This window comes from Kingella potus, assembly GCF_900451175.1.
GTDB classification, from domain to species: Bacteria; Pseudomonadota; Gammaproteobacteria; order Burkholderiales; family Neisseriaceae; genus Neisseria; species Neisseria potus.
The window spans coordinates 452,818-467,331 of the sequence record NZ_UGJJ01000002.1; the positions used below are offsets into that span (position 1 = coordinate 452,818).

At 53.8% G+C, this 14,514-nt stretch carries 12 protein-coding genes, 3 tRNA genes and 3 rRNA genes; 11 read left to right on the forward strand and 7 right to left on the reverse strand.

The genetic code is table 11. The annotated features are described in order from the left end of the window. Positions 1–130 precede the first annotated feature (130 nt). The 3 genes from DYE40_RS08690 to thrB all read right to left on the reverse strand — a co-directional run bounded on the left by DYE40_RS08690 (position 131) and on the right by thrB (position 3,358). Complete coding sequence (locus DYE40_RS08690; protein ID WP_115308713.1) at positions 131–667, reverse strand: cysteine hydrolase family protein; 537 nt, start codon at positions 665–667, stop codon at positions 131–133. 91 nt (positions 668–758) lie between these two features. After that, positions 759–2,183, reverse strand: a complete 1,425-nt coding sequence (locus tag DYE40_RS08695) for a sodium:proton antiporter (protein ID WP_115308714.1) — start codon at positions 2,181–2,183, stop codon at positions 759–761. A 245-nt stretch (positions 2,184–2,428) separates the two neighbouring features. Beyond that, positions 2,429–3,358, reverse strand: a complete 930-nt coding sequence (gene thrB, locus DYE40_RS08700) for a homoserine kinase (protein ID WP_115308715.1) — start codon at positions 3,356–3,358, stop codon at positions 2,429–2,431. Positions 3,359–3,805: 447 nt separating this feature from the next. Between thrB and DYE40_RS08710 the strand changes: the two genes are divergently transcribed. The 8 genes from DYE40_RS08710 (at position 3,806) to DYE40_RS12950 (ending at position 10,252) form a co-directional block, all read left to right on the forward strand. Then, positions 3,806–5,346 (forward strand): 16S ribosomal RNA (locus DYE40_RS08710). A gap of 57 nt (positions 5,347–5,403) precedes the next feature. Then, a tRNA-Ile gene (locus DYE40_RS08715) sits at positions 5,404–5,480 on the forward strand. Positions 5,481–5,489: 9 nt separating this feature from the next. Continuing rightward, positions 5,490–5,565: transfer RNA gene (locus DYE40_RS08720), tRNA-Ala, on the forward strand. A gap of 328 nt (positions 5,566–5,893) precedes the next feature. Beyond that, positions 5,894–8,780 (forward strand): 23S ribosomal RNA (locus DYE40_RS08725). A gap of 134 nt (positions 8,781–8,914) precedes the next feature. After that, positions 8,915–9,027, forward strand: a 5S ribosomal RNA gene (gene rrf / locus DYE40_RS08730). The 16S, 23S and 5S rRNA genes sit together here with 2 tRNA genes alongside, the layout of an rRNA operon. 148 nt (positions 9,028–9,175) lie before the next feature. Next, positions 9,176–9,493 carry a ComEA family DNA-binding protein gene (locus DYE40_RS08735; RefSeq protein WP_115307676.1) on the forward strand — a complete coding sequence of 106 codons (318 nt, stop codon included), beginning with the start codon at positions 9,176–9,178 and terminating at the stop codon, positions 9,491–9,493. A 285-nt stretch (positions 9,494–9,778) separates the two neighbouring features. Further along, a complete protein-coding gene (locus DYE40_RS12340) occupies positions 9,779–10,027 on the forward strand; it encodes a hypothetical protein (RefSeq protein WP_147286621.1) in 249 nt (82 codons plus the stop codon). A 78-nt stretch (positions 10,028–10,105) separates the two neighbouring features. After that, entirely contained in the window at positions 10,106–10,252 is a 147-nt protein-coding gene (locus DYE40_RS12950) for a hypothetical protein (protein ID WP_244731769.1), read from the forward strand. Between the two features lie 157 nt (positions 10,253–10,409). Here the strand turns inward: DYE40_RS12950 and DYE40_RS13220 are convergent, their stop codons facing one another. From DYE40_RS13220 to DYE40_RS08755, 3 genes are all read right to left on the reverse strand, one after another. Next, on the reverse strand, positions 10,410–10,571 hold the full coding sequence (locus tag DYE40_RS13220) for an Arm DNA-binding domain-containing protein (RefSeq protein ID WP_342345901.1): 162 nt from the start codon (positions 10,569–10,571) through the stop codon (positions 10,410–10,412). Between the two features lie 103 nt (positions 10,572–10,674). Further along, positions 10,675–10,750: transfer RNA gene (locus DYE40_RS08750), tRNA-Phe, on the reverse strand. Between the two features lie 186 nt (positions 10,751–10,936). After that, positions 10,937–11,503: an NADPH-dependent FMN reductase gene (locus DYE40_RS08755; protein WP_115308959.1), complete on the reverse strand. Its 567-nt coding sequence runs from the start codon at positions 11,501–11,503 to the stop codon at positions 10,937–10,939. A 211-nt stretch (positions 11,504–11,714) separates the two neighbouring features. Here DYE40_RS08755 and DYE40_RS08760 point away from each other — a divergent pair, with 211 nt between their 5' ends. Genes DYE40_RS08760 through lptA form a run of 3 tightly spaced genes read left to right on the forward strand, consistent with a single transcriptional unit; the run spans position 11,715 to position 13,343 of the window. Further along, the gene (locus DYE40_RS08760) at positions 11,715–12,260 is read left to right on the forward strand and encodes a KdsC family phosphatase (RefSeq protein WP_115308718.1); all 546 of its coding nucleotides are present in this window, start codon (positions 11,715–11,717) and stop codon (positions 12,258–12,260) included. Further along, entirely contained in the window at positions 12,257–12,838 is a 582-nt protein-coding gene (gene lptC / locus DYE40_RS08765) for an LPS export ABC transporter periplasmic protein LptC (protein ID WP_115308719.1), read from the forward strand. The genes DYE40_RS08760 and lptC overlap by 4 nt, the downstream gene beginning before the upstream one ends. Beyond that, positions 12,819–13,343, forward strand: a complete 525-nt coding sequence (gene lptA / locus DYE40_RS08770; RefSeq protein ID WP_115308720.1) for a lipopolysaccharide transport periplasmic protein LptA — start codon at positions 12,819–12,821, stop codon at positions 13,341–13,343. The genes lptC and lptA overlap by 20 nt, the downstream gene beginning before the upstream one ends. Before the next feature lie 826 nt (positions 13,344–14,169). Here lptA and DYE40_RS08785 read toward each other — a convergent pair. Further along, positions 14,170–14,469, reverse strand: coding sequence for a DUF2818 family protein (locus DYE40_RS08785; protein WP_115308723.1), 300 nt, complete (start codon positions 14,467–14,469; stop codon positions 14,170–14,172). Positions 14,470–14,514: the final 45 nt, after the last annotated feature.

The following is a 14,514-nucleotide window of genomic DNA, read 5'->3' on the forward strand; positions in this document are numbered from 1 at the left end:
AGGCTGCTGTGTATTTGCTGTTTAAATTGCAAAGAGGCCGTCTGAAAAGTGTTTTCAGACGGCCTCTGTAAGTTAAGCCGCGAAAATCTTCACGATTTCCGTGTATATCGCTCCGGTTTCCATAGCCCGCTTATTCTCCGGCCAGCAAAGCGGCGGCTTCTTCCACGCCCGGCATGGCGGCAAAGCGGCCGCGCATGATGTCGAAATTGTGGTGCTCGTAGATTTCGCGTGCCGACCAGCGGCCGTTGTCCAGCGTGCTGTTGGCACCTTCGGGCAGCACCACGTCGAAACCCAGATCGCCGGCCACGCGCACGGTGCTTTCGATGCAGTATTCGGTCATCATGCCCACCACCATCAGGCGGGTAATGCCTTGTTGGCGCAGATAGTCGCGCAAATCAGTGCCTCTGAACGCGCTGTTGAACTGTTTATCCACCACGCGCTCGCCCGGCTGCGGTGCTATCCGTCCGGCAATCTGCCAGCCGGGCGAATGGGGTGCAAACATGGGGTCGGCGGCATCGTTGTGGCGTACATAAACTACTTCGCGCCCGTGGGTGCGGGCGGTGTGCAGCAACAGGGAGATGGCATCCATCATTTCCTGTGCGCGGTAGGGCCGCATGTCGAGCAGGGATTGCTGTACGTCGATAATCAATAAAGCGGTTTTCTGCATAATCGGGGCTCCTTATCTGACTGCGTTGATTGGTTCAGACTGCTTGAAAGCCTGCCGGCGGTAAGCAGGCAGGCTCTTGTGGATGCGTGGTTTAGAAAATCTGCCACACGAAGAAGATAAAGGTGTGCAGGATAAAGAGGGGAACGAGTATGCCGAAGGACCAAGCCATGTAGCCGAAGAAGGCGGGCATGGGGACTTTGCGTTGTTCGGCGATGGCTTTAACCATGAAGTTGGGAGCGTTGCCGATGTAGCTGAGTGCGCCCATGAAGACGGAACCCATGGATACGGCCAAAAGGGTGTGGAAGAGATGTCCGGTCATGAGGGCTTGGGGGTCGCCGCCTGCGAGGTTGAAGAAGACCAGGTAGGTGGGGGCGTTGTCGAGGAAGGCGGAGAGCAGGCCGGACATCCAGAAGTACATGGTATTGACGGGATTGCCGGAGCTGTCGTGGACAAGGGCGACGATGCCTGCCATCGCGCCGTGTTCGCCGGCTTTGAGGATGGCGAGGACGGGGGCAATGGTAATAAAGATGCCGAGGAAGAGTTTGCCGACTTCGGCAATGGGATCCCAGTTGAATTCATTACCGGCACGGACTTGTTTCGGGGTGATCTTTATGGAAACGGCGGTAATGGCGAGCAGCAGGCCGTCGCGGACGAGGTTTTGCAGTTCATAGTGGCTGCCGAGGATGTCGAAGGAGATACCGGGTTTCCAGATACCGGAAAGCAGTACCGCACCGACGACGGCGGCCAGTAGGAAGAAGTTGCGTTTTCCGTGTATTTTCAACGCGCTGTCCGGGCTGGGGTCGCGCGGGAGGATTTCGTCTTCAAGGGCGTAGTAGTGGCGGTCGATAAAGTAGAACAGGGTCAGCAGGACGGCCGAGCTGATGAGGACGGGCGGAAGCATATGCTGCACCGTCCAGCCGAAGTCCACGCCTTTGAGGAAGCCGAGGAAGAGGGGCGGGTCGCCCAGCGGGGTAAGTCCGCCGCCGATGTTGGCAACGAGGAAAATAAAGAAGATGACGCTGTGGACGCGGTGTTTGCGGTTGTCGTTGGCTTTCAGAAGCGGCCGGATCATGAGCATGGCCGCGCCGGTCGTACCCATTACCGAGGCCAAAAGCGTACCGATGGCCAGAATGGCCGTGTTGGTTTTAGGCGAACCGTGCAGGTTGCCCCATACCAAAATGCCGCCGGATACGGTGTATAGAGCCAGCAGCAGTAGAATGAAGGGAATGTATTCCTCCACAAGGGCATGGACGATGGTACCCACCCCTGCGCCTACGCCGTAAACGAGCGTAAAGGGAATGAGGAAAAGCAGCGTCCACAGGGCGGTGATTTTGCCGAAATGGTGATGCCAGGTGTGGGCGAAAAAGAGCGGCCCGGTGGCAATGGAAAGCAGGATGAGGACGAAGGGCAGCCCCCAAATCAGGCTGAGTTGCGAGCCGTCGGGTGTGGCGGCAAAGGCGGCGGCGGGTGTGCATAGCAGGGCTGGGAAGAGCAGTTGGTGCATTTTGAGGTGCATTCGATATTCCTTTTTTATTCTGATAAGGGCGGGCGGTTTGCCCGGACTGTCTTTTTCAGACGGCCTGTTGAGTCGTTGGGATTGACGCAGTTTATGGGAAACCGTTTTTAATTGTAACGGAAAACTGCGGGTGGAGGAATGAGCGGCGGGGAAGGTGTCGGACTAAGGCGGTTTTCAGACGGCCTCTTCAAAATAAGACCGGATATAGGCAGGCCGTCTGAAAAAGGAAGATTGCAAACCGCTTGTTAAGGCTGAGGCCGCCTGAAAGAGAGCAGAAGATTGCGGAAAGCATTCGGGTCTTTAATGAAAGTCATCTCGCCTTCCTGCGGGAAATGGAAATCCAGCAGGCGGGAAACCCAAAAACGGATACAGCCGGCACGCTGTGCGGTGGGGAAGTAGGCGCGTTCGGCGGCAGACAACGGACGGACGCTTTCGTAGCCGTGAATAAAGGCATCCGTGCGTTCCGTATCCAGAATATTATCGGCGGTGCGCGCCCAATCATTGACGGCAATGGCGAGGTCGTATACGAAACTGCCGTCGCAAGCATAGTAAAAATCAATAAAACCGGATACTGCGCTGCCGTCGAGCAGTACGTTGTCTTTAAATAGGTCGGCATGGATGATACCGCGCGGCAGGCTGCTGTCGGGATGGGTATCCAAGTAGGCAATCTCATCCGCCAGTAATTCCGCATCTTCTTTGTTCAATACGGGAAACAGCTTTTGTGCCGATTCGTGCCACCAGCGGCTATGGCGCGGATTGTCCATGTGCATGGGGAAACTTTGACCGGCAATATGCATTTTTGCCAGCATGGCTCCCGTGTTGTAACACTGTTCCGCCGTCGGTCTGCCGGTATCCGCACCATTCAGGCAGCTAACCAGGCAGGCAGGCTTCCCCGCCAATACCGAATCAAGCTGCCCGTCGCGCCGTGCGACAGGTGTAGGGCAAGCCACTCCGTTGCTGCTGAGATGCTGTTTCAACAACAGGAAAAACGGCAACTCTTCCTGCTGCAAAACCTCAAAAACCGTCAGTACATAACGGCCGCAAGTCGTATTCAGGAAATAATTGCTGTTGGTAACCCCCTGCGCAATTCCCGTCAGTGAAACAAATGAACCCAAATCATAGTCGGCAAGGAAAATGCGCATTTCTTCATCGGAAATGCTGGTATAGACGGACATGGTTTGCACCTATCGTTTTATTTATTTAAGGAATAATTACGGGTAATATTTTTCGGAAAACGGCACATCATATCAAAATAACAATAAGCCGTGTATGGCACAAAGGTACGACAGAGACAGTGCTTTCAGACGGCCTCTGATACTTTCCGGTCTTGATGTTTGTGTGTTGCAGCTTCTGTTTTTAATTTTCCTCTGACAAAAAATTTTCTTTTTTTCCGTGTACATGGCGTATTTTGGCAGAGGCATTTGGTTTTACTGCTTGACTGTTTTTTTTCTGGTGGGTATAGTGTGCGTCTTTGCTGCTTCGGCGGCGCAGTTCTTTAACAAGATGATTACCGATAAGTGTGGGTGCGTTTGGCCCCATACTGCGACGAAAAACAGACAAGGAATTTTATATTTCCTGTCGGTTTCTTTGAAGCGGACCAGAAGTTAAGTAAGTTAGAGATTGAACATAAGAGTTTGATCCTGGCTCAGATTGAACGCTGGCGGCATGCTTTACACATGCAAGTCGGACGGCAGCGGGGTAGTGCTTGCACTACTGCCGGCGAGTGGCGAACGGGTGAGTAATGCATCGGAACGTACCGGATAATGGGGGATAACTTTCCGAAAGGAAGGCTAATACCGCATATTCCCTGAGGGGGAAAGCGGGGGACCTTTGGGCCTCGCGTTATCCGAGCGGCCGATGTCTGATTAGCTAGTTGGTGGGGTAAAGGCCTACCAAGGCGACGATCAGTAGCGGGTCTGAGAGGACGATCCGCCACACTGGGACTGAGACACGGCCCAGACTCCTACGGGAGGCAGCAGTGGGGAATTTTGGACAATGGGCGCAAGCCTGATCCAGCCATGCCGCGTGTCTGAAGAAGGCCTTCGGGTTGTAAAGGACTTTTGTTAGGGAAGAAAGGGTTTGTGCTAATACCATGAACTTATGACGGTACCTGAAGAATAAGCACCGGCTAACTACGTGCCAGCAGCCGCGGTAATACGTAGGGTGCGAGCGTTAATCGGAATTACTGGGCGTAAAGCGGGCGCAGACGGTTTGTTAAGCAGGATGTGAAATCCCCGGGCTCAACCTGGGAACTGCGTTCTGAACTGGCAGGCTAGAGTGTGTCAGAGGGGGGTAGAATTCCACGTGTAGCAGTGAAATGCGTAGAGATGTGGAGGAATACCGATGGCGAAGGCAGCCCCCTGGGATAACACTGACGTTCATGCCCGAAAGCGTGGGTAGCAAACAGGATTAGATACCCTGGTAGTCCACGCCCTAAACGATGTCGATTAGCTGTTGGGCAACTTGATTGCTTAGTAGCGTAGCTAACGCGTGAAATCGACCGCCTGGGGAGTACGGTCGCAAGATTAAAACTCAAAGGAATTGACGGGGACCCGCACAAGCGGTGGATGATGTGGATTAATTCGATGCAACGCGAAGAACCTTACCTGGTCTTGACATGTACGGAACCTTCCAGAGACGGAAGGGTGCCTTCGGGAGCCGTAACACAGGTGCTGCATGGCTGTCGTCAGCTCGTGTCGTGAGATGTTGGGTTAAGTCCCGCAACGAGCGCAACCCTTGTCATTAGTTGCCATCATTAAGTTGGGCACTCTAATGAGACTGCCGGTGACAAACCGGAGGAAGGTGGGGATGACGTCAAGTCCTCATGGCCCTTATGACCAGGGCTTCACACGTCATACAATGGTCGGTACAGAGGGTAGCCAAGCCGCGAGGCGGAGCCAATCCCACAAAACCGATCGTAGTCCGGATTGCACTCTGCAACTCGAGTGCATGAAGTCGGAATCGCTAGTAATCGCAGGTCAGCATACTGCGGTGAATACGTTCCCGGGTCTTGTACACACCGCCCGTCACACCATGGGAGTGGGGGATACCAGAAGCAGGTAGGCTAACCGCAAGGAGGCCGCTTGCCACGGTATGCTTCATGACTGGGGTGAAGTCGTAACAAGGTAGCCGTAGGGGAACCTGCGGCTGGATCACCTCCTTTCTAGAGAAAGGGGCGGGTGCATCCACACTTATCGGTAATCGTAGAGAGCGTTACAAAGGGTTTGTAGCTCAGGTGGTTAGAGCACACGCTTGATAAGCGTGGGGTCGTAGGTTCAAGTCCTACCAGACCCACCAAGCTAGACTGGGGGCATAGCTCAGTTGGTAGAGCACCTGCTTTGCAAGCAGGGGGTCATCGGTTCGATCCCGTTTGCCTCCACCAGGATTTCCCAAATCAAAGCAGTCTGAAAGAAAGACAGACTGTTTTAATTTGCGAAAACAACGCATTGATCTTTAACAAATTGGAAAGCCGAAATCAACAAACAAAGACAAAGTCGTTTGATTTGGTTTAAATCATTGTTGCAATCATGGTTTAAGCATCAAAGAATCAGACGGTAAAATTTGGGTGGTGATTGTATCGACCCGATTCTGAAGCACAAAAGGCAGGATCGGGACACAACAAGCAGTAGGCTGTATCAAAGTAGAGGCCTGAAGGTGCCGAGTTAGTCAACGGCAAAGCACCGAAGTCAGAAAGGTACTTCAAATGATAGAGTCAAGTGAATAAGTGCATCAGGTGGATGCCTTGGCGATGATAGGCGACGAAGGACGTGTAAGCCTGCGAAAAGCATCGGGGAGCTGGCAATAAAGCTATGATCCGGTGATGTCCGAATGGGGAAACCCACCGTATTCTGTACGGTATCCTTGTTTGAATACATAGGACAAGAGAAGCGAACCCGGAGAACTGAACCATCTAAGTACCCGGAGGAAAAGAAATCAACCGAGATTCCGCAAGTAGTGGCGAGCGAACGCGGAGGAGCCTGTATACGATAGCCGATGAGATAGAAGAACAAGCTGGGAAGCTTGACCATAGTGGGTGATAGTCCCGTATTCGAAATTTCGTTGGTGGTACTAGGTATACGACAAGTAGGGCGGGACACGAGAAATCCTGTCTGAAGATGGGGGGACCATCCTCCAAGGCTAAATACTCATCATCGACCGATAGTGAACCAGTACCGTGAGGGAAAGGCGAAAAGAACCCCGGGAGGGGAGTGAAATAGAACCTGAAACCTGATGCATACAAACAGTGGGAGCCCTGTAAGGGGTGACTGCGTACCTTTTGTATAATGGGTCAACGACTTACATTCAGTAGCGAGCTTAACCGGATAGGGGAGGCGTAGGGAAACCGAGTCTTAATAGGGCGACTAGTTGCTGGGTGTAGACCCGAAACCGAGTGATCTATCCATGGCCAGGATGAAGGTGCCGTAACAGGTACTGGAGGTCCGAACCCACGCATGTTGCAAAATGCGGGGATGAGCTGTGGATAGGGGTGAAAGGCTAAACAAACTCGGAGATAGCTGGTTCTCCCCGAAAACTATTTAGGTAGTGCCTCGAGCTAGACACTGATGGGGGTAAAGCACTGTTATGGCTAGGGGGTCATTGCGACTTACCAACCCATGGCAAACTAAGAATACCATCAAGTGGTTCCTCGGGAGACAGACAGCGGGTGCTAACGTCCGTTGTCAAGAGGGAAACAACCCAGACCGCCGGCTAAGGTCCCAAATGACAGATTAAGTGGTAAACGAAGTGGGAAGGCCCAGACAGCCAGGATGTTGGCTTAGAAGCAGCCATCATTTAAAGAAAGCGTAATAGCTCACTGGTCGAGTCGTCCTGCGCGGAAGATGTAACGGGGCTCAAATCTGTAACCGAAGCCGCGGATGCCGCAAGGCATGGTAGGGGAGCGTTCTGTAGGCCGAAGAAGGTGTATCGTAAGGTATGCTGGAGGTATCAGAAGTGCGAATGTTGACATGAGTAGCGATAAAGCGGGTGAAAAGCCCGCTCGCCGAAAGCCCAAGGTTTCCTACGCAACGTTCATCGGCGTAGGGTGAGTCGGCCCCTAAGGCGAGGCAGAAATGCGTAGTCGATGGGAAACGGGTTAATATTCCCGTACTTTGATTCAATGCGATGTGGGGACGGAGAAGGTTAGGTTAGCAAACTGTTGGAATAGTTTGTTCAAGCCGGTAGGTGTAAGACTTAGGCAAATCCGGGTCTTTTTAACACCGAGAAGTGATAACGAGTGTCTACGGACACGAAGTAACCGATACCACGCTTCCAGGAAAAGCCACTAAGCTTCAGTTGAATCAGAACCGTACCGCAAACCGACACAGGTGGGCAGGATGAGAATTCTAAGGCGCTTGAGAGAACTCGGGAGAAGGAACTCGGCAAATTGATACCGTAACTTCGGGAGAAGGTATACCCTCTAATGTTAAGGACTTGCTCCGTAAGCATAGGAGGGTCGCAGAGAATCGGTGGCTGCGACTGTTTATTAAAAACACAGCACTCTGCTAACACGAAAGTGGACGTATAGGGTGTGACGCCTGCCCGGTGCTGGAAGGTTAATTGAAGATGTTAGCGCATCGGATCGAAGCCCCAGTAAACGGCGGCCGTAACTATAACGGTCCTAAGGTAGCGAAATTCCTTGTCGGGTAAGTTCCGACCCGCACGAATGGCGTAACGATGGCCACACTGTCTCCTCCCGAGACTCAGCGAAGTTGAAGTGGTTGTGAAGATGCAATCTACCCGCTGCTAGACGGAAAGACCCCGTGAACCTTTACTGTAGCTTTGCATTGGACTTTGAAGTCACTTGTGTAGGATAGGTGGGAGGCTTAGAAGCAGGAACGCCAGTTCTTGTGGAGCCGTCCTTGAAATACCACCCTGGTGACTTTGAGGTTCTAACCCAGACCCGTAATCCGGGTCGGGGACCGTGCATGGTAGGCAGTTTGACTGGGGCGGTCTCCTCCCAAAGAGTAACGGAGGAGTTCGAAGGTTACCTAGGTCCGGTCGGAAATCGGACTGATAGTGCAATGGCAAAAGGTAGCTTAACTGCGAGACCGACAAGTCGAGCAGGTGCGAAAGCAGGACATAGTGATCCGGTGGTTCTGAATGGAAGGGCCATCGCTCAACGGATAAAAGGTACTCCGGGGATAACAGGCTGATTCCGCCCAAGAGTCCATATCGACGGCGGAGTTTGGCACCTCGATGTCGGCTCATCACATCCTGGGGCTGTAGTCGGTCCCAAGGGTATGGCTGTTCGCCATTTAAAGTGGTACGTGAGCTGGGTTTAAAACGTCGTGAGACAGTTTGGTCCCTATCTGCAGTGGGCGTTGGAAGTTTGACGGGGGCTGCTCCTAGTACGAGAGGACCGGAGTGGACGAACCTCTGGTGTACCGGTTGTGACGCCAGTCGCATCGCCGGGTAGCTAAGTTCGGAAGAGATAAGCGCTGAAAGCATCTAAGCGCGAAACTCGCCTGAAGATGAGACTTCCCTGAGGATTTAATCCTCCTAAAGAGCCGTTCGAGACCAGGACGTTGATAGGTCGGGTGTGGAAGCGCGGTAACGCGTGAAGCTGACCGATACTAATTGCTCGTGAGGCTTGACTCTATCATTTGAAGGACTTTGTATCCTTTGATGACAAAGCCTACATAGGACTTGTTCCGATATATTTCATCACAGTTGATTGCGGTTGGACAGGCAGATGCCTTCCGACCCCGGCTTTACCGATTTGACAGTTTTAGTCTGGCGGCCATAGCGGTTTGGTCCCACTCCTTCCCATCCCGAACAGGACAGTGAAACGAACCAGCGCCGATGATAGTGTGGATTCCCATGTGAAAGTAGGTCACTGCCAGGCACTTATTGCAAACCCCGCCCTTTAACGGCGGGGTTTTTGTTTGCGTGCAGGGACGGAAGCAAACCGGGGTCGGTGAGACAGGCTTGCCTGATACGGGTTTCTTGATTATGATGGCTCTCGTTTTTTTATTTTGATTGAAAGGTGAGTGATGAATCTGAAAAAATCTTTGTTCGGTCTTTTGGCGTATGCCGCAGCGGCTTTGGTTTCGGCTGCAGTCAACATCAATACGGCCACAGCGGAGGAGTTGAAGGCCCTGCCGGGTATCGGTCAGGCGAAGGCGCAGGCGATTGTGGATTACCGTAAGGAAAACGGTGCGTTCAAATCGGTGGACGATTTGAAAAAGGTCAAAGGAATAGGCGACGGTATTTTGGGCAAATTGAAGGATCAGGCAACGGTTGGTGCGGCTCCCGCCGCCAAACCGGCAAAACCGGCACAGGCCGCCGTCCCGGCCGCCAAAAAACCGTAAAAGCGCATAACACCATACCGTAAAGACAAAACCGGCCGGCAGACCAAATACTGCCGGCCGGTTTTACTGCGCCTCCAACCTGCCCCGTAATCCGGCACAACGGCCTGCCGGCACCCCGTCAAAGAAGTTGCTCTATCGGAAGTAAGGAAAGTATGTTGCCGTTAAGTTAGCTCTAAAAGAAAATTAGAGGGAAAGGGGGAAGTGAGCTCGTGCTGTTTTTGAAACATAGCACTACTGCCATCCGATCCAGCTCCCAGTAAATGCTATAAAGCGTTGCTGCACACCATGGCGGAAACCTTTCTGTTCGACATCATGAACGCGATCTACCTACAGACTGCGGCACGGTTAGCTGGATTTGCGTCAGCAGCTCGACTATCTGGAGGATCGCAAAATGGTGGAATGAAACAAACAGCCCTCAGGCTGGTTTTGGCTGATGCGGACAAAAAAGGCGGCCTTTCCGATGATATTGCCGAAGCCATCTGCAAACAGAGCTTATTTTGGGGGATGGCACCGAGAGGCCGTCTGAAACCGTGAAAACCGAAAACCGTACACCTTCGGTCTTGCTGCCTTACCAGTAGCGTTGGAACGCCGACCAATCACCCATGAAGTCGTGTGAAAAATCGCGCCGTATCGGGTTACGCTGGGGCAAAGTTTTACAACCTTGCAGTGGGCGAAATCGAAGAAGCGTTCGTCGATGGAGATGATAAAAAATCTGTATTGCCTTTTGTCATCCGTCTCTCCTCCGACTTTCGCGGCTGAGCCAGTAGACGAAGTCGAACATGATTCATCCAGTTCCTAGCGTTCGCTTTGAGACTCGTCCGGGTGGGTCTGTTCGTGCTGGGGCGAATTGAGCGTGCTGGGAATGAGTATGTTGGTGTACAGGTGCTCGAAGCAGCTCCATTCGTCGGCGATGTTCTCATCCGAGAGCTGGGTATATGCTGATTACCAGCATGCTGCGTTTGCCGTTGATTGCATAATCAAAACGCCAGTCTTTGCTTCCGTTAGGCTGAATCAGTATATAAAGGCTATGACCGTCAGATGATTTATAAGGCTTGTCAGTGGGCTTCGCGGTTCTTATTTGGACGGTACTTTTATGCGGTTTGTACTGCTAATACCATAAAGAAGTGGTTGCTTCTGCTTGTATTTGAAAGACAAAAAAATAACCGCTGAAAAGCGGTTAATGGTGGCCAGAGGCAGGATCGAACTGCCGACACACGGATTTTCAATCCGTTGCTCTACCGACTGAGCTATCTGGCCTGAATGAAAGACGCAATTAGACCATATTCCGCTTTTTGTAGCAAGGGGGTGTTTTATTGTTTCGGACAAGTTTTTAAATTTATTGGCAATCTGTTTTGCAAGCTAGGGGATTCGGATGCTTTTTGGAATGACGGAGGCCGTCTGAAAAATGGTTTTCAGACGGCCTTTTGCGTTTCCGGACGATGGTTATTTCGGATTTTTTTCAATCAGGGCGACGAGTTGGTCGATATAGCCCTGAACGAAGGTACGGGCGGATTCGATGAGTTTGCCGTTGTCGTCAAACAAGGTCGGTGAATTGCCGAGGAATACTTCGGGTTGGCCGGTAAGCGGCATATTGAAGTAGGAAAGCGCGAGGCGCAGGTTTTTCTGCGAACTGTATCCGCCCATTTTGCCGACGGAATGGCTGATGATGCCGGCGGGGGTTTTTGTCCAGGCAACGTCGGCATTGGGTTTGGAGCCGATGTCCACCGCGTTTTTCAGGCATGCGGGTACGGTGCGGTTGTTTTCGGAGGTAACGAACAGCACGCCGGCGGAGGCTTTGATTGTTTCGCGGAACTGTGTGTAGCTTTCGGGTGTGGGGAAGTCGGTCTCGTTAGGATCGTCGTAGTCGAAATTGTAGAGCGGCAGGTGGCCGATTTCGACGATTCGGGCTTCATAGCCGGCGGGGAACATTTCGATTGCGTTTTGCGCTACTTTGCGTGCGAAGGAGCCTTTGCGCAGGCTGCCGACGAGGATGCTGATTTTTTTTGCCATGATGGTTTCCTTTTTACGGGTAGGGGGAAGCCGCCGGTCGGCGGCGGAAAGTACGGTAATGATAATAAGTGTAAAACCGTTGCCGTGCAAGCTGCGGCACGCCGTGCGCGGAGGGTTGCGGCGGAAGGCGGGCAAAAATCCTGCCCTAAGGCATTCGGAGCGGCTGCTCTTAATGTTAAAATAAGGTTTTTATGCCGTCTGAAAGATTGCGATGCGAAAAAGAAGCCTTATTCCCGAAGAATTGCAGGCGCGGGCCGCCAAAGTGAAGCTGCTGATTATGGATGTGGACGGAGTGCTGACCGACGGGCGCATTTTTATCCGCGACAACGGCGAGGAAATCAAATCCTTCCATACGCTTGACGGACACGGTTTGAAAATGCTGCATGCCAGCGGCGTGCGTACTGCAATCATTACCGGGCGCGATGCGCCTTCCGTTGCCGTGCGCGTGCAGCAGCTCGGCATCAGCTATTATTTCAAAGGCATTTCCGACAAGCTGGCGGCATACGGCGAGCTGCTGTCGCAGGCGGGCGTGGCGGAGGAGGAATGCGCCTATATCGGCGACGATGTGGTCGATTTGCCCGTGATGCTGCGCTGCGGGCTGTCGGCCGCCGTGCCCGAAGCGCACTGGCTGGTGCGCAAACATGCGGGCTATATTACCCAGAGCGGTGCGGGCTGCGGCGCGGTGCGCGAATTGTGCGAACTCATTATGCAGGCGCACGGCACGCTGGCCGCCACGCTGGAAAGCTATGTGAAATGACCGGCAAACGCTATGCGGGCTGGCTGTTTCCGCTGGTGCTGGCACTCGGGCTGGGCGGCCTTTCCGCCTGGCTCGACCGCATCAGCACCGTTACCGTGGAAGAAACCGCGCTCAATCCGAACGAGCCGCAGTATGCGATGGAAGGCATTTCGGGCAGCCGTTTCGACAAACAGGGCGCGTTGCAGGACAGGCTGGATGCGCAGTCGGCGCGGCAGTTTCCCGACAGCAAGGAAGTGGTTTTCAGACGGCCTCTTTTGCAGGTGTATGCGGAAGGGAAAAAAGCTTACCAAGTGGGCAGCGAAGAAGCCCGCTACGACACGGGCAGCCGGCAGATATTGTTTGAAAAACAGGTTGTCTTAAACAAAGAAGCCGCCGACGGCAAACCAGCCGGCCGGATGGCGGCCGACAATCTCACGGTCGATACCGTTTCCAAAACCGCTGCCGCCGCCGGTCCGGTGCGCTTCGATTACGGCGCATCGCAGGGTACGGCAGACGGCATGACTTACGATTACAATCGGGGGCTGCTGCGCCTGCCCTCACGAGTGAAAGCCACCCTTTATGATCCGCAAAATCCTTAATATCCCCGCCCTCGTCCTGCTGCTGGCCGCCGGCCAGGTGTACGCCTTGGAAAGCGACCGCAAACAGCCCATCGAAATCGAAGCCGACCAGGGCGAACTCGACCAGAAAAACCGTTCCACCACATTCAGCGGCAATGTTTCCATCAAACAGGGCACGCTCAACATCCGCGCCGCCAGCGTGCATGTCGTGCGCAGCGACGACGGCCAGCAGACCATGAAAGCCACCGGCAGCCCCGTGCGCTTCGGCCAAACACTCGACGGCGGCAAGGGTACGGTCAGCGGGGAGGCCGCGCAGGTGGATTATTCCTCCGCCACCAATGTCGTCCGCCTCAGCGGCAACGCCAAAGTAACGCGCGGCGGCGACAAGGCCGAAGGTGCGGTGATTACCTACAATACGCGCACCGAAGTCTATACCGTCAGCGGCAGCAAGGCGGCGGGCGGAAAAGGCGGCAAGCGCGTCAGCGTCGTTATCCAGCCCGACAGCATGGGCAGCCGCAGCAAATAAACGTCCGCACGGTTTTCAGACGGCCTCTTTAATCCGTCTTGCAAACCGCCGTGCAATATCCGCAGGCGCGTGCATGGCAGAGCCGCACGCTCTATCTAACGGCAGAGGCCGTCTGAAAACCGCCAATGTTTTTCAGACGGCCTTTGTATTTATTGCGGAACAAATAAAAAATCCGTTCCGTCGTATAAAGGGTGTCGCGCAACGGTGCACGCGGTTTTGCAGTTACACGGCTTGTTTGGAGAAGCAGCCTGCAAAACCAAGAACGCGTGCGCCGCTTTGGGGCGGCATACCCTGCCTTTGCGGCAGAGGCCGTCTGAAAAAACGAAATTCCGCGTTTTCAGACGGCCTTTGTGTGTTTGTCGGGAAATAAAAAACATCCGTACCGTTGTCTGCATAACGGGTAGGGTGTGCAGCGGCGCACGCGCTCCCTGTCGTGGCGCAACAGGCCGTCTGAAAACGCAAAACCCCGCGTGCGTGGCTTGCGCCACACACCCTACTTTAACGGCAGAGGCCGTCTGAAAACGGCCAACGGCATTTCGGACGCATGGAATCATGCTTCGGATGGCTTTGTTTTTTGTTTTGCAAACCACAGCACAATTCCGCAACCGCGTGCGCCGCTTGGGCGGTACACCCTGCTTCAACGGCAGAGGCCGTCTGAAAATTTGAAACTTTGAATTTTCAGACGGCCTCTTTCCGTTTGTCTTACAAAATCCGTGCAGGGTGTGCCGCACAGCGAGCGGCGCAGGCGTTACCCGCCGCAATGCAAAAAGGCCGTCTGAAAAATGCAAATGTTTTTTCAGACGGCCTGTACGCGGCGGGGCGGGCTTTATTGTTTGTCGCGGTCTTGCCAGAAGTAACGCCAGACGAAGCCGGGGAAGGCGGCGGTGAGGAAGAGGCAGACGGTTACGGCGTAAAACTCCCAGCCCTGCGGGTGGACGGGGCCGGCGCGGCTTTCGAGCAGGCGGGCGAGGGCGGCGGTGAGGGCGTAGGCGGCGGCCAGTTCGAGCAGATGGTGGCCGGCGTGTTTGCGCGGCAGGGTTTTGATGCCGAACAGGCGGTGGGTGGCAAAGGGGAGGTTGGCGAGGATGAGGGCGAGGATGACGAGGGTGTACATGGGGGCGGTCATGGCGTGTCCGTGTTTCAAGTGTTTTCGGGATGGTGTTTGGCTTGG

Excerpts from the sequence above, each read along its gene's own strand:
- DYE40_RS12340 (WP_147286621.1), top strand. The coding sequence starts at position 9,779 with ATGGCGGAAACCTTTCTGTTCGACATCATGAACGCGATCTACCTACAG.
- thrB (WP_115308715.1), bottom strand. The coding sequence starts at position 3,358 with ATGTCCGTCTATACCAGCATTTCCGATGAAGAAATGCGCATTTTCCTT.
- lptA (WP_115308720.1), top strand. The coding sequence starts at position 12,819 with ATGATCCGCAAAATCCTTAATATCCCCGCCCTCGTCCTGCTGCTGGCC.
- DYE40_RS08690 (WP_115308713.1), bottom strand. The coding sequence starts at position 667 with ATGCAGAAAACCGCTTTATTGATTATCGACGTACAGCAATCCCTGCTC.
- DYE40_RS08695 (WP_115308714.1), bottom strand. The coding sequence starts at position 2,183 with ATGCACCTCAAAATGCACCAACTGCTCTTCCCAGCCCTGCTATGCACA.
- DYE40_RS08785 (WP_115308723.1), bottom strand. The coding sequence starts at position 14,469 with ATGACCGCCCCCATGTACACCCTCGTCATCCTCGCCCTCATCCTCGCC.
- DYE40_RS08760 (WP_115308718.1), top strand. The coding sequence starts at position 11,715 with ATGCGAAAAAGAAGCCTTATTCCCGAAGAATTGCAGGCGCGGGCCGCC.
- DYE40_RS08735 (WP_115307676.1), top strand. The coding sequence starts at position 9,176 with ATGAATCTGAAAAAATCTTTGTTCGGTCTTTTGGCGTATGCCGCAGCG.
- DYE40_RS08755 (WP_115308959.1), bottom strand. The coding sequence starts at position 11,503 with ATGGCAAAAAAAATCAGCATCCTCGTCGGCAGCCTGCGCAAAGGCTCC.
- lptC (WP_115308719.1), top strand. The coding sequence starts at position 12,257 with ATGACCGGCAAACGCTATGCGGGCTGGCTGTTTCCGCTGGTGCTGGCA.